The organism is Thiomicrorhabdus sp. Milos-T2, assembly GCF_000702325.1.
Taxonomy (GTDB): domain Bacteria; phylum Pseudomonadota; class Gammaproteobacteria; order Thiomicrospirales; family Thiomicrospiraceae; genus Thiomicrorhabdus.
This window is the reverse complement of the sequence record NZ_KL370891.1, coordinates 469415-483781: the sequence shown is the minus strand read 5'-3', so window position 1 is coordinate 483781 and position 14367 is coordinate 469415. Positions and strand designations below refer to the sequence as shown.

Annotated in this window: 14 protein-coding genes and 1 pseudogene; all 15 read right to left on the bottom strand. The window is 38.5% G+C overall.

Annotated elements, in window-relative coordinates; genetic code table 11:
- Positions 1–182: 182 nt before the first annotated feature.
- Positions 183–1091, bottom strand: a complete 909-nt coding sequence (locus tag BS34_RS0102070; RefSeq protein WP_029406898.1) for a DapH/DapD/GlmU-related protein — start codon at positions 1089–1091, stop codon at positions 183–185.
- A gap of 6 nt (positions 1092–1097) precedes the next feature.
- Positions 1098–1334 carry an acyl carrier protein gene (locus BS34_RS0102065; protein ID WP_051640636.1) on the bottom strand — a complete coding sequence of 79 codons (237 nt, stop codon included), beginning with the start codon at positions 1332–1334 and terminating at the stop codon, positions 1098–1100.
- Positions 1335–1369: 35 nt separating this feature from the next.
- Entirely contained in the window at positions 1370–2299 is a 930-nt protein-coding gene (locus BS34_RS0102060; protein WP_029406896.1) for a ketoacyl-ACP synthase III, read from the bottom strand.
- A gap of 3 nt (positions 2300–2302) precedes the next feature.
- Positions 2303–2881: a hypothetical protein gene (locus BS34_RS0102055; protein WP_029406895.1), complete on the bottom strand. Its 579-nt coding sequence runs from the start codon at positions 2879–2881 to the stop codon at positions 2303–2305.
- Positions 2878–3966: a DegT/DnrJ/EryC1/StrS family aminotransferase gene (locus BS34_RS0102050; RefSeq protein ID WP_029406894.1), complete on the bottom strand. Its 1089-nt coding sequence runs from the start codon at positions 3964–3966 to the stop codon at positions 2878–2880. The genes BS34_RS0102055 and BS34_RS0102050 overlap by 4 nt, the downstream gene beginning before the upstream one ends.
- Complete coding sequence (gene rfbA, locus BS34_RS0102045) at positions 3963–4838, bottom strand: glucose-1-phosphate thymidylyltransferase RfbA (RefSeq protein ID WP_029406893.1); 876 nt, start codon at positions 4836–4838, stop codon at positions 3963–3965. Before rfbA ends, BS34_RS0102050 begins: the two co-directional genes overlap by 4 nt.
- The gene (rfbB, locus tag BS34_RS0102040; protein ID WP_369699480.1) at positions 4838–5938 is read right to left on the bottom strand and encodes a dTDP-glucose 4,6-dehydratase; all 1101 of its coding nucleotides are present in this window, start codon (positions 5936–5938) and stop codon (positions 4838–4840) included. Before rfbB ends, rfbA begins: the two co-directional genes overlap by 1 nt.
- The gene (gene cysQ / locus BS34_RS0102035; protein WP_029406891.1) at positions 5935–6708 is read right to left on the bottom strand and encodes a 3'(2'),5'-bisphosphate nucleotidase CysQ; all 774 of its coding nucleotides are present in this window, start codon (positions 6706–6708) and stop codon (positions 5935–5937) included. Before cysQ ends, rfbB begins: the two co-directional genes overlap by 4 nt.
- Before the next feature lie 71 nt (positions 6709–6779).
- Positions 6780–7382: an adenylyl-sulfate kinase gene (gene cysC, locus BS34_RS0102030; protein ID WP_233993190.1), complete on the bottom strand. Its 603-nt coding sequence runs from the start codon at positions 7380–7382 to the stop codon at positions 6780–6782.
- 9 nt (positions 7383–7391) lie between these two features.
- Positions 7392–9116: an SLC13 family permease gene (locus BS34_RS0102025; protein ID WP_029406889.1), complete on the bottom strand. Its 1725-nt coding sequence runs from the start codon at positions 9114–9116 to the stop codon at positions 7392–7394.
- Between the two features lie 8 nt (positions 9117–9124).
- Positions 9125–10570: a sulfate adenylyltransferase subunit CysN gene (cysN, locus tag BS34_RS0102020; RefSeq protein WP_029406888.1), complete on the bottom strand. Its 1446-nt coding sequence runs from the start codon at positions 10568–10570 to the stop codon at positions 9125–9127.
- Positions 10571–10582: 12 nt separating this feature from the next.
- Entirely contained in the window at positions 10583–11491 is a 909-nt protein-coding gene (gene cysD / locus BS34_RS0102015) for a sulfate adenylyltransferase subunit CysD (protein WP_029406887.1), read from the bottom strand.
- A gap of 56 nt (positions 11492–11547) precedes the next feature.
- Positions 11548–12507 (bottom strand): GDP-L-fucose synthase, encoded by a 960-nt coding sequence (locus BS34_RS0102010; protein WP_029406886.1) that lies wholly within the window; start codon positions 12505–12507, stop codon positions 11548–11550.
- A 395-nt stretch (positions 12508–12902) separates the two neighbouring features.
- On the bottom strand, positions 12903–14021 hold the full coding sequence (gmd, locus tag BS34_RS0102005; protein WP_029406885.1) for a GDP-mannose 4,6-dehydratase: 1119 nt from the start codon (positions 14019–14021) through the stop codon (positions 12903–12905).
- A gap of 15 nt (positions 14022–14036) precedes the next feature.
- Positions 14037–14360: pseudogene (locus BS34_RS0102000) on the bottom strand (hypothetical protein); the annotation flags it as partial.
- Positions 14361–14367 lie beyond the last annotated feature (7 nt).

Genomic DNA, 14367 nt, shown 5'->3' with positions numbered 1-14367 from the left:
CAAGTGATAGCCAACTTGTCATTTTTGTGGCTCAGCCCTAAGTTCAATAAATTTGACCTGGCCGGCCTGTATTAACGCAAAAAAATAAACCATAAGCCTCGTCACCTAAATATTGCAAATACAAAGGCATACTTCTTTTTGAACGCTATTGTTAACGATATAGCATATTCGACAATAACAGTTTATCTTTTCGGTCCTGTTTTTAAACCCCTCAAGGGTTTTGCAGGGCTCCCAAAATAGCTGGTATTTTCATCAGTTGACTTAGTTACAACTGACCCCATTCCTACTGATGTATTTTCAGAGATATTAAGGTTATCTTTAATGGATACCCCTAGCCCAATCGTAGAGTTTTTCTCAACTAAACAGTTTCCACCAATTAAGGTACCAACTGACATCCATACCTTATCTTTGACAGTTACACCATGACCAATATTACACAAGTTACCGATAACAACATTATCTTCAATCTTTGTAGTCTTTAAAGTTCCACGCACAATAACGCTATTTGCACCAATTTCTACATTTGAACCAATTTCAACACCCGAAAGATGAGGGAAACGTAACACCTCTCCATTTTGGGCTTTATACAATGTGATTCCTTCGCAACCAATAACAGTATTCTCTCGCACAATGCAATTATCACCCAGAACAGTGCCCTTTTTAAGAACACAACCTGCTGCGACAATCGTATGTTTTCCAACAACAACATCATTTTCTATAATCGCTCGAGGATGAATCATTGCTGAAGTATGAATCCCTAAATCACGGTTTTTAGGCAACAGGCTATAAGCCAAATTTTGATTTTCAAAATAGGATAACAATTTAATAAAGGCGTAACGTGGATCGTCAACCATTAAGAAACTAGCATGCTCTAATGGTTGACTTGAGAGGTAAAGTACTTTTTCCTCTGCCGCCAAACTGCCTACCTTTTCAATAAAACAAAAGCTGTTAGGGGTTGGCATACGGCCATCACTAATAGCATTGACTTCAAACTCTTCTAACGATTCTAAAGCTGAATTCACGCCTAAACTTGATAAGATTGTTTGCAAATCTAATAACGAATACGCTTTTCTTAAATCAACAGAAGACATGTTGGTTTAAACCTTAGCGTTTACATAAGTTACGATTTGATTAATGGTTTGAATACCATCAATATCATCATCAGGGATTTCAATACCAAATGCCTCTTCAACATTAAAAAGCACACCAGAAAAATCTAGTGAATCTATACCTTGGTCTCTTAATGGCTTATCCAAATCTAAAGCCGTAACATCTGCAACTAAATTTGCATTTTCAATTGCTTCTAAAATTTGACTGACGTTAACTGTACTCATTTTGAGTTTCCTATCTTTTGTACTAAATTTTTATTTTAACTATTCATTTTTTGTAGGACCATTGAAGCCCAAGATAGCCCCACGCCAAAACCACTTAAACCAATTTTTTGACCGGTCTTAATGGTTTCAATATCTTTGCTCAATAGCAATGGAATTGAGGATGAAACGGTATTGCCATATTCATACATATCAAAAACGACTTTTTCTTGGTCTAATCCTAGTCGGTTGCTAATTGTATCAACAATATATTTACTGCCTTGATGTAAATACCAGCGATCAATATCTTCCTTCGTTAAATCTAATTTATCTAACAGTTTATTAACGGAAATAGGAACTGTTGCGGCTGTAAAGTTAAAGACTGCACGCCCATTCATAAATAATTTTTCTTCGTTGATAAGATTTTTATAGCCCTTACCCTTTGAACCAAAATCAAACCCCAAAGGCACCAGGCCTGGTTGATTTTGTTCCAATAAAGTCACCGTAGCGCCATCACCAAAAATTAAAGCTGTATTTTTATCGTTTTCATCAATAATGTCTGAATAAGGGTCTGCGGTAAACAACAATCCTTTGCTCATGCCGTTGGCTTGCATAAATGCACTGATAACCGATAAACCATAAACATAACCAGAACATCCAAGCGAAATATCAAAACACGCACATGTTTCAGGTAAACCAATAGCGCCATGAACAATTGCAGATGTATGTGGAATATTAAAATCTGGATTTTGTGTTACGACAACACAACATTCAATGTCTGCTACTTGAATCTGTGTTTTAGAATTTAGATTTTCATAAGCTTTAATACATAGATCAGATGCTTTTTCTTCTTTTTCCTTTCTCGCGCGACTCACTACCCCAATTTTATTGCGAATAAAACTCTCATCTGTTTCAAACTTTTCTAAAAACTCTAAATTTGAAACTTTTTTTTCTGGTAAATAAGTCCCAACATGAGTAATAGCAACCATATTTTACTCCTTCACCATCGTGAAATAGACACTACCGATACATTCATTCCCTACCAAAATATCACTTTTCGTTAATCGAAAATTGAAGTTTTTAATTAACCTAACTGTAATTAAAGCATCATCCTCAATAATTCTTGACTGCTCCAGTCTTGTAAAATACCACTTGCCTTTAGCCTCTAAAAACAGACTTTGAAGCAAATATTTATTCATAGCTACGAAGTTTTCGCATAAGGTAAAACCCGTTGATTGTTTAAGTATGATTTGTTGATTTGCCAAATCTAACTGACAATTCGTTATGATTTCATCTTCGTCATATTCATAACTACATTCAATAGTTTCATCATTCTCTACCAATTGATAACTTTTTTCTTCACCCGCCTCTTTAAGTCGAATGTTCACTTTTGCATCTAAGTTTTCGAGCCCTTCCATCAGACTAAGATTTGTTTGAGTAATGCCATTAAACTTTAAATCAATATCACTAATATTTTGATCAGCAAACAGCTTTAATAATTCACTTACTATATCTGCTCCTTGCACATAATTTCGACTACCCTTAAAACAAAAACTTAATTCTGTACTCATAAAACATCCTTAATAACGCTGATTATTTTTTCTTGTTCTAACTTAGTCAGTCCTGGATAAATTGGCAAACATAAAATGCGACTCGCGACACTTCTTGATACTTCACAAACTTGCTTAGAGTGTAAATAATCAAGAGTATCTAAACTTGGATAAAAATAGCGTCTTGGTTGAATGTTATTTTCTTTTAACTTGGCTTCAACTTTTAGTAATTGTTCTTCACTTTCAAATAATACAGGGGCATAGGCATGATTATTTTGACTTTGTGGGTTCCAGTGTTGAAATTTTACCAGACCTGGTAATTTTTGTTGATAGGTTTGCCAAATGCGTTGGCGCTCGGTTTGTATAGTGTCGATTTCGTCCAAAACACATAAGCCCATGGCTGCTTCAAATTCGTTCATTTTGGCATTGGTGCCAACAGATTCGATGGTGGTTGGGCTAGTGATACCGAAGTTAATTAATAATCGAATTTTTTTGGCAAGTTCGTCGTCATTAGTAATTACGGCTCCACCTTCTATGGTGTGAAACAGTTTGGTGGCGTGAAAACTTAAGGTACTGATATCACCATAATTCAATACAATTTGTGATTGGCCATTTTGCTCAGTGTAATTAACACCAAACGCATGGGCGGCGTCGTAAATAACCTTCAGATTATGTTTGTCGGCAAGTTCCTGAATCGTTTCAACTTGACAGGGGTTGCCAAACACATGCACTGGCACAATGGCAGAGGTGTGTTCGGTTATCAGCGGTTCGATATTATTTGGGTCGAGGTTAAAGCAGGTTGGATGAATATCGGCAAATACCGGTTTTAGGCCTTCCCAAGCTAAGGTACTTGTGGTGGCGGCAAAGCTAAATGGCGAGGTAATCACTTCGCCTTTTAACTCGAGTGCTTTATAAGCCAACTGAAGTGCTAAAGAACCGTTTGCCACACAAATTAAGTGTTTTACACCTAAATGCTCTGCCAATCGCTTTTCAAGGGTTTGCAATAGACTACCATTATTGGTTAACCAAGCAGAATCAAAAATACGATCGACATATTCTTGGTACTTAGTTTTGTTTGGTAGGTAGGCTTTAGTGACTGGAATCATTTAATATCACTTCTTATAAGACCATTCAAGTAATTCCCATAACCATTTTTACTGAGAGATTGGGCGGTATGCGCAACTTGTTCATTGCTGAGCCAACCGTTGCGCCAAGCGATTTCTTCTAAACAGGCTATTTTATAGCCTTGGCGTTTTTCGATGGTTTCAACAAACATGGCGGCTTCTAAAAGGCTTTCGTGGGTTCCTGTATCTAACCAAGCAAAACCACGCCCCAACAGCTCAACATTTAAATCACCACGTTCCATATACATTTGATTAATGGTGGTAATTTCAAGTTCACCACGATGACTGGGTTTAACCTCTTTCGCCATTTGCACAACATCGTTATCATAAAAATACAAACCGGTCACGGCAAAATTAGATTTTGGATTTTTAGGTTTTTCTTCAATACTCGTGGCTTTTTTATTTTCATCAAATGCGACCACTCCAAAACGTTCTGGGGCTTTAACTTGATAACCAAAAACAGTCGCCCCACTAGGACGTTCTGCTGCGTTTTTAAGGATGGGTGTAAATCCCTGCCCCCAGAAGATATTGTCGCCAAGCACTAAACAGACATTGTCATTACCAATAAAGTCTTCACCAATGGTAAAAGCTTGCGCTAAACCTTCAGGCTTAGGCTGAACAGCATACTGCAAATTTATGCCTAACTCTGCACCCTCACCTAACATTCGCTGAAAACCTTCTTGGTCTTCAGGGGTGGTAATAATTAAGATGTCTTGAATCCCCGCCAACATTAAAACAGACAAGGGATAATAAATCATTGGTTTGTCATATACCGGAAGCAGCTGTTTTGAAACCCCTTTGGTAATGGGATATAAACGTGTGCCAGAACCGCCAGCTAAAATAATACCTTTCATTATTTATTCCCTAATCTTTCTCGTTGATAACTTCCATCTTGGACATGCTTACACCATAACTGATTATCCAAGTACCACTGAACTGTTTTACGGATACCTGATTCAAAAGTTTCAACTGGTTTCCAACCAAGCTCCCGTTCAATCTTACTTGCATCGATTGCATAACGCATGTCGTGGCCTGGACGATCGGCAACATATATAATCTGTTCTTCATAATTAGCTTCTTTTGGTCTAACCTCGTCTAAAATAGAACAGATTGTTTTTACGACTTCGACATTTTGTTTTTCATTATGGCCACCAATATTATAGGTTTCGCCAATTTTGCCTTCTGTTGCCACTTTAATTAAAGCTCTTGCATGATCCTCAACATACAACCAATCTCGAATTTGATTTCCTTTACCATAAATTGGTAATTCCTTACCTTCCAAAGCATTCAAAATCACAAGAGGAATCAACTTTTCCGGGAAATGATATGGACCATAATTATTAGAACAGTTTGTAACTAAAACAGGTAATCCGAAAGTACGATGCCAAGCTCGAACTAAATGATCACTTCCAGCTTTGGATGCCGAGTAAGGTGAGCTAGGCTCGTAAGCATTTTCTTCTGTAAACATCGGAAGCGTATTTCGCTCAGTTTCACTAAGTTCATCAGGATGAGGCAAGTCGCCATAAACCTCATCCGTAGAGACATGATGAAAGCGAAAATTGGCTTTTTTCTCACCTTCAAGCTGATTCCAGTATTCTCGTGCCTGTTCCAGCAAGGTATAAGTTCCTACTATATTAGTTTGAATAAACTCTCCTGGACCATCAATAGAACGATCCACATGCGATTCAGCTGCAAGGTGCATTACGATACTAGGTTGATATTTGTTAAAAATATTCTGCACACCCAAAACATCGCAAATATCTACTTTTTCAAAAAAATATCTTTCACTATTTTCAACTGACTTTAATGATTCTAAATTACCTGCATAAGTCAACTTATCAATATTAATAACTATATGATGTGTATTATTGATAAGCTCACGTATAACAGCAGACCCAATAAAACCAGCTCCACCTGTAACAACAATCGTTCTTGACACTTCTATATTACTCACGACACTATAAACCAATCATTTAAAAGATTTTCTTTATTATAAATATGAGTGGAATAAATCTCATCACCGTACTTTTGCAACTGCATTCCCGCTTCACTGACAATCGCATGTGCCGCACCTGTATCCCATTCCATAGTTGGCCCTAATCGCGGGTAAATATCTGCTTCACCTTCCGCAACTAAACAGATTTTCAATGAACTACCAATTGAGACCAGCTCTTTTTCTTTATTCGTTTCAATAGCATCGATAAAGTCTTTGGTTTCTTGTGACATATGAGAGCGGCTGGCTACGATTTTATAGGTTTTTCGTTGTTGTGCTGTTTTTAACGGTAGTTTTTGTCCATCTTTAAACGCACCTTCACCTTGTTTTGCCCAGTAGGTCGTATTTAATGCAGGCGCATAGACAACACCTAATACAGGCGTGTCTTTGTGAATTAGTGCAATATTAACGGTAAACTCGCCGTTCTTTTTAACGAACTCTTTTGTGCCATCTACTGGATCAACCAACCAGAAGTATTCCCAGTTTTTTCTGGTTTCATAAGGAATGTTTTTACCTTCTTCAGAAAGAATGGGAATTTGTGTGCCGTTTTGTTGGTCAAGCTTTAGCAGGCCTTGTTCAATAATATGGTGTGCGGCTTTATCCGCTTCGGTTAGAGGCGACTGATCGGTTTTAAACTCGACTTCAAAGTCTTTTTCATACACGGCCATAATGGCTTCACCAGCTTGTTTGGCGAGTGTGATAATTTCTTGTACGTTAATTTTTTCTAACATTCAATAGTCCCTGGTCATTAGTCTTTAGTTAATGGACTGTCTCTACAAAAGACCATTAACCATAGACCGACTTATATATATTTATTTTCTTTTAAATAGTCGATGACATTCTGTGCTGCTGTTTCGATACTGATGCCATCGTTTTTAATTTGTATTTCCGGTTTACTGGGTGCTTCGTAAGGGGAGTCTATTCCAGTAAAATCTTTTATCTCGCCTGCACGTGCTTTTTTGTATAGTCCTTTCGGGTCGCGTTGTTCACAGACGTTTAAAGGGGTATCAATAAACACTTCTATAAACTCACCAGGCCTGGTCATTTCCCTGACTAGATTACGGTCACTTTCAAAAGGTGAGATAAAGGCTGTTAAAACAATTAAACCCGAATCACTAAATAATTTGGCGACTTCACCGACACGACGAATATTTTCAATACGATCTTCTTCGGAAAAACTGAGACCTTTGTTTAAACCATGACGTACATTGTCTCCATCTAGTAGATAGGTGTGTTTATTCATTTTAAACAACAGGTTTTCTACCGCATTGGCTACCGATGATTTGCCACTGCCACTTAGACCGGTAAACCAAAGAATACAAGGAGTTTGTTGCTTTAGCTTTGCACGTTCTTGTTGGGTGACATGGTGTTCATGCCAGACTATATTTTGATTCATTCTTTTTATTCTTTTATTTTAAAACGGAAAAAACACCGGCACTAAAATTAATACAACTATGGAATAAACAATCGTTAACGGTAACCCTGCTTGTATGTAGTGTTTAAACTGATAGTTACCTGGGCCATACACCATTAAATTAGTTTGATAACCATAAGGCGTCATAAAGCTTGCACTGGCCGCATAAGCGACCACCATTATAAATGGCCATGGACTCACGCCTAATAGTTCCGATGTCGCTAAAGCGATAGGAAAACCTATGGCGGCTGAGGCATTATTAGTAATCACTTCTGTTAATAACAGTGTTATTAAAAAGACACCAATTAAGCTACCCATAACGCCCCAGCCAGAAAACAGCCCCATGACCCAACTTGCTACCATTTCAGAAACGCCACTATGCATCATAACGGTCGCAATCCCTAACGCCGAGCCGATTACAATCATCAATTCATAGGGAAAACGTCGCTTTACTTCTGCAAACGTAATCAGCTTAAAAGCAAATAACCCTGCCAGTAAAATCATTAGGCCTTTGAGCAAGGGCATAATTTCAAATGCCGCTAAACCCAACACGGTAATAAAGCTTAGGCCTACCGCTAAACTTTTGGTATTTGAAAGTGGTTTAAAGGACTCTATTGCAGAATAAAAGTAAAAGTTTTGTTTTAAGTTTTCACGTTTATAAAAGTCTGCTCCTGTGGCTAAAACTAAGGTATCACCTGGTTGCAGTTCAATATCCGCTAAGCGTTTCCCCAACTCTTGACCACCGCGTTTAATAGCCACCACCGCTGCATCAAATTTATTACGAAAACCTGCCTCTTTAATGGTGTTACCAATTAAGCTTGAAGTGTGAGATAAAACGACTTCAACGAAGTCCGATTGTTCTATCTCAGAACGACTGCCTGCTAATAAAAGCCCTGCTTGTTTTAATAATATAGGTGCTTCTTTTATATCACCTGTAAATAATAAACGGTCATTCACTTCAATCACCTGGTCTGGTGATACCGGGCTGATTAGTTGGCCGTTACGATAAATTTGTACTAAAAACAAGCTTCCTAGCTCTCTCAAACCCGCCATTTGCACAGTGTTATTAATCACCTTTGAATCAGGGGAGATTTTGGCTTCAATAAAGTATTGTTCCGCTATGGTATCATCTGTTTCAATTTCAGGTAAAAACCGAGCGCTAATAAACGCAATTATCAACATTCCTACCATGAGTAAGGGCAAGCCAACGTATAAAAAATCAAACAAACCTAATTCTGGCAGGCCTGCTTGAACCACAAAACCATTAATAATTAAATTAGTTGAAGTCCCCACTAGCGTTAAGGTTCCACCAAGTATTGCCATATACGAAAGTGGAATTAATAACTTAGAAGCCACATGGTATGGATTATTTTTGACAGAGGATAATAGCGTGGCTACCACTGCTGTATTATTTAAAAAAGCGGAACTTAATCCTACTAAGACTCCCATTCGTAAATAGGACTGCTTTTCGCTAACAACAAATAGTTTTTTTGCGATTAAACTAATCCAGTTTGTTTTTTCTAATACAAAACTGATCAACAATAGGGCAATCAGGGTAATCAATGCTGGGTTCACAAAATTAGCCAGCATCTCTTCTAAGCTGATTAAGCCAGAGAGATAGTAAATAAAAACTAATCCACCAAATAACTTAAAGGGCTGTATCTTCCCTGTTGCTAATAAGGCCAATAGGGCAATGATAGTTCCAAACACTAACCAGGTGGTCACGAGACTACTCAAACACTCAACACGTCTTCAATCGATTGGCATTGCCACTCTGGATAGTGCTGACGAATTAAGGCATTTAAATCTTTTTCAAATGCACTATATTCTTTAGCAGAAACACCACTAGTTTGTGTTTCAGATTTTTTCACAATCATTCCCGCCGCTAAGGTAACATTGGTATATTTATCTATTACGATAAAAGAACCTGTTCCTTTAATATCTGAATAGGGGTCAAAAGAAATTCTTTGATTTACACTTAATTGACAAGAAGCGATTTCATTCAGTTCTAAAACTTCAGTAGCACTTTTTTCTAATGTATTTACGTCAACCCGGTAATCAATTTCGGTAAAACGACCTGTAGTGACATTCGTCGCACGCTTGATTAGATAATCAGTTCCAGGCTTCATCGAAGATTCATCCATCCAAACCAACATCACTTCAAGTTGATCAGCAACTTCAGGAATATCTGAACTTTTTACAATCATGTCACCACGACTAATGTCGATTTCATCACTTAACGTTAAGGTAATCGCCATAGGAGCAAAAGCCGATTCAACTTCCATAATGTCATCATTTACCGCTGGCTGAATCACTTGTTTTACCGTTGATGTCTTCAACGAAGGTAAAACCGTAATCTCGTCACCGACTGAGATATCACCAGCGGCAATGGTTCCGCAGAATCCTCTAAAGTCTAAATGTGGTCGATTCACATATTGAACAGGAAAACGGAAATGATCATGATCAATTGAATCACCAATTTCAATCGTATCCAGCAACTGCATTAACGGGGCTTCTTTAAACCAAGGCATATTGTCACTTGGATTTACCAAGTTATCACCGGTTAAAGCAGAAACAGGACTGAATACTGGATTTTCAATGCCTAATTCTTTTGCAAATTCGATGTATTGAGTTTTAATTTCATTAAAACGATCTTCACTAAAGTCGACTAAATCCATCTTATTCACCGCCACCACAATATGCTTAATGCCTAACAGGCTGGTAATATAAGAATGACGACGAGTTTGGGTTTGTACACCGTAACGTGCATCAATTAAGATAATGGCTAAATCTGCAGTAGAGGCACCCGTGGCCATGTTGCGTGTGTATTGTTCATGCCCTGGAGTGTCGGCAATGATAAATTTACGCTTATCCGTTGCAAAGAAACGATAAGCCACATCAATGGTAATACCTTGCTCACGCTCAGACTGAAGACCATCAACCAATAACGCTAAATCAATTTCTTCGCCAGTGGTACCGTGTTTTTTAGAATCTTTATTGATTGCAGCTAACTGATCTTCAAAAATCATTTTACTGTCATGTAATAAACGACCAATTAAGGTACTTTTACCATCATCCACACTTCCGCAAGTGATGAAACGTAATAGTTCTTTGTTTTCGTGTTGATGTAAATACCCTTCGATATCCGTTGCTAATAAATCTGTTTTTTCAACCGCCATAACCTTAATCCTTTAGAAATACCCTTCGATTTTTTTCTTTTCCATTGATCCTGCTTCATCGTGATCAATCATTCGACCTTGTCTTTCTGATACTTTGGTCAACAACATTTCTTGGATAATTTCAGGTAAGGTAGTTGCCGTTGATTCAACTGCACCTGTTAGAGGGTAACAGCCTAATGTTCTAAAACGTACACTCTCCATTTTCGCTTTGTTACGCAATTCTTCTGGCATACGCTCGTCATCAACCATAATCTTAGTTCCGCCATACTCGACAACAGGGCGCTCTTTTGAGAAATACAAATCAGGAATTGGAACACCTTCTAAGTAGATGTACTGCCAAATATCCAGCTCGGTCCAATTAGATAACGGAAAAACACGAATAGATTCGCCTTTTTGGTGTCGTCCATTATAAATTTCCCACAATTCTGGACGTTGATTTTTTGGATCCCAACGATGGTTTTTATCACGGAAAGAGTAAATACGTTCTTTTGCACGGGATTTTTCTTCATCACGACGCGCCCCACCAAATACGGCATCGTATTGGTAAATATCCAACATCTGGCGAAGCCCTTCAGTCTTCATAATGTCGGTATGCATGCCAGAACCATGCTCAAAGGGAGAGATGTTCATCTCTTGCCCTTTGGGATTAATATGAACAATTAATTCCATACCCACTTCTTTGGCACGTTGGTCACGAAATTCAATCATCTCCTTGAACTTCCAAGTAGTGTCTACATGAACTAAAGGAAAAGGTGGTGGTGCAGGGTAAAAGGCTTTTTGCGCTAAATGAAGCATGACCGATGAATCTTTCCCAACACTATAAAGCATTGCTGGATTTTCGAACTCAGCAATCACTTCACGCATAATGTGAATGGATTCTGCTTCAAGTTTTCTAAGATGGGTTAATCTGTTATTATTCATTCATTAAAAACCTTTTAATATTTTATCCACTCAAATAATTCATCTAAAGACAAAAATTATTTTCGGTAGTCATCTTGATGCGCTAAAAACCACTCATAGGTCATCGCTAAACCTTCTTCTAAAGACGTTTTAGCTTTCCAGCCTAATCTTTCTAAACGTGATACATCCATTAGCTTTCTTGGTGCACCATCGGGTTTGGTGGCATCAAATTCAATTTGGCCTTCATAACCCGTCACTTTAGCCACGGTCTCGACCAATTCACGAATCGTACAATCCACCCCTGTTCCCACGTTAATATGAGAGAGCATGGGTTGAGTTTCTTTTTGATAAATTTCATTATCTAAGTTCATCACAAAAATAGAGGCTTGGGCCATATCATCTACATGCAAAAACTCACGCATTGGCTTACCAGAACCCCAAGCCATGACTACTGGATCATTATTTAACTTTGCTTCATGAAAACGTCTTAATAAAGCCGGAATCACATGTGAGTTCTCTGGATGAAAGTTATCGTTTTCACCATACAGATTGGTTGGCATCACTGAGCGGTAATCACGTCCGTATTGACGATTATAGCTTTCGCATAACTTAATGCCAGCAATCTTAGCAATGGCATAAGGTTCATTAGTACATTCCAATTCACCTGTTAGTAATGCATCTTCTTTCATTGGTTGTGGCGCAAGCCTAGGGTAAATACAAGACGATCCTAAAAACAGCAGTTGCTGCACATCGTTTTGATGAGCTGCGTGCACAATATTGGCTTCAATCATGAGGTTTTCATAAATGAATTCTGCCGGGTATTCATTATTAGCATGAATACCGCCCACCTTAGCCGCTGCTAAATAGACTTGGTCAATTTGGTTAGCGGCAAAATATTCATTAACCGCTTGCTGATTAGTTAAGTCCAATTCAGAGCGGGTAGAGGTAATCACTGTGTTACTGCTATCTTGTTCTAACTGACGTACAATCGCAGAACCCACCATGCCTCTATGGCCTGCTACAAAAATTGTTTTCATGTGTATAAACTCATCTTTATGATTTTATGTTGTAAGAGATTATCTAGTCAAACGGGACAAAGACACACCGTAGAGATTACCCGATCAAGTCGGGTAATGACGTATGGTCACGGGTAATGACGTTTGTACTGGGCAATGATAATTTATCCACCATCATCCTCGGGCTTGACCCGGGGATCTCACTCCCTTATTAAAGATTATCGGATCAAGTCCGATAATGACGTAAATTGAAAGAGATTGCCACGTCGATTTTCTCCTCGCAATGACAGTAGGGGGTTAGATCCTTGGGCTAAAGCCTCAGTATGACAAAACAATTTGTCATTCTGAACGAAGTGAAGAATCTCTCAAAATCTTCGTGTCTTCGTGCCTTCGTGGTGAAAATCTTTGTAGTAAAACTACTCCACAGAAACCGGAACATCATGACCGTGTTCTTTTAGCAAGGCATGGCGTTGAGCGACTTTAAGATCTTCTGCTACCATTTCTGCACACATTTCTTGTACGGTAATTTCTGGTGTCCAGCCTAGTTTTTGTTTGGCTTTAGCGGGGTCACCTAATAAGGTTTCTACTTCAGCAGGGCGGAAGTAACGTGGGTCAATTCTGACAATCACGTCACCTACATTAAGTGCTGGGGCTTTATCTCCTTCAATCGCGGTAATGGTTCCAATTTCATCTAGGCCTTTACCCGTAAATTCTACGGTAACGCCTAGCTCTTCTGCTGACCATTTTATAAACTGACGAACTGAGTATTGCACGCCCGTTGCGATGACAAAGTCATCGGCTTGTTCTTGTTGTAACATCATCCATTGCATACGCACGTAATCTTTGGCATGTCCCCAGTCACGTAAGGCATCTATATTCCCCATATATAAACAGTGCTCTAACCCTTGTGAGATATTGGCTAAACCACGGGTGATTTTACGGGTTACAAAGGTTTCACCTCGGCGCGGTGATTCGTGGTTAAACAAAATCCCGTTACAGGCATACATGCCATAAGATTCACGGTAGTTGACTACAATCCAATAGGCGTACATTTTAGCGACGGCATAAGGTGATCGTGGGTAAAAAGGAGTGGTTTCTTTTTGTGGAATCTCTTGTACTTCACCAAACAGTTCAGAGGTAGAGGCCTGGTAGAATTTGGTTTTCTTTTCTAAACCTAATAAACGAATCGATTCTAATAAACGCAAGGTTCCCATACCATCCACATCAGCAGTATATTCTGGGGATTCAAATGATACAGCTACGTGAGACTGAGCACCTAGGTTATAGACTTCATCAGGTTGCACTTCTTGCAAAATACGCGTTAGGTTTGAAGAATCGGTTAAATCACCATAATGCAGAATAAAGTTTTTATTATCCACATGGGGATCTTGGTAAATATGATCTACACGCTGAGTATTAAATGAAGAGGCACGACGTTTAATACCATGGACCTCATAGCCTTTTTCTAATAAAAACTCGGCTAAGTAAGAGCCGTCTTGGCCGGTGACACCTGTTATTAAAGCTTTCTTTTTCATATTTACTCTACGATTTTATTCTACTGTAACTGATTTTGCTAAATTTCGGGGTTGATCCACATCAGTGCCTTTAATTAAGGCTACATGGTAGCTTAGTAACTGCAATGGAATATTAAAAGTTATTAGGGCGGTAATTCGGCCAACATTAGTGGTGGTTTTTACGACTTTAAAATCTTTGTCTGAACTAATCCTATGCCCTTGTTGTTTTTCTATGGCCACAGGACATGTATCGGACTCTTCGTCTTCAAAGACGATCATTTGCCCACCGCGTGCTTTTACTTCTTGTAAATTTGATTTTAGTTTTTCTAGTAAATCATTTTTATGTGCCGTGGCAACTACTAACAAA

Excerpts from the sequence above, each read along its gene's own strand:
- BS34_RS0102070 (WP_029406898.1), bottom strand. The coding sequence starts at position 1,091 with ATGTCTTCTGTTGATTTAAGAAAAGCGTATTCGTTATTAGATTTGCAA.
- BS34_RS0102065 (WP_051640636.1), bottom strand. The coding sequence starts at position 1,334 with ATGAGTACAGTTAACGTCAGTCAAATTTTAGAAGCAATTGAAAATGCA.
- BS34_RS0102060 (WP_029406896.1), bottom strand. The coding sequence starts at position 2,299 with ATGGTTGCTATTACTCATGTTGGGACTTATTTACCAGAAAAAAAAGTT.
- BS34_RS0102055 (WP_029406895.1), bottom strand. The coding sequence starts at position 2,881 with ATGAGTACAGAATTAAGTTTTTGTTTTAAGGGTAGTCGAAATTATGTG.
- BS34_RS0102050 (WP_029406894.1), bottom strand. The coding sequence starts at position 3,966 with ATGATTCCAGTCACTAAAGCCTACCTACCAAACAAAACTAAGTACCAA.
- rfbA (WP_029406893.1), bottom strand. The coding sequence starts at position 4,838 with ATGAAAGGTATTATTTTAGCTGGCGGTTCTGGCACACGTTTATATCCC.
- cysQ (WP_029406891.1), bottom strand. The coding sequence starts at position 6,708 with ATGTTAGAAAAAATTAACGTACAAGAAATTATCACACTCGCCAAACAA.
- cysN (WP_029406888.1), bottom strand. The coding sequence starts at position 10,570 with ATGGCGGTTGAAAAAACAGATTTATTAGCAACGGATATCGAAGGGTAT.
- cysD (WP_029406887.1), bottom strand. The coding sequence starts at position 11,491 with ATGAATAATAACAGATTAACCCATCTTAGAAAACTTGAAGCAGAATCC.
- BS34_RS0102010 (WP_029406886.1), bottom strand. The coding sequence starts at position 12,507 with ATGAAAACAATTTTTGTAGCAGGCCATAGAGGCATGGTGGGTTCTGCG.
- gmd (WP_029406885.1), bottom strand. The coding sequence starts at position 14,021 with ATGAAAAAGAAAGCTTTAATAACAGGTGTCACCGGCCAAGACGGCTCT.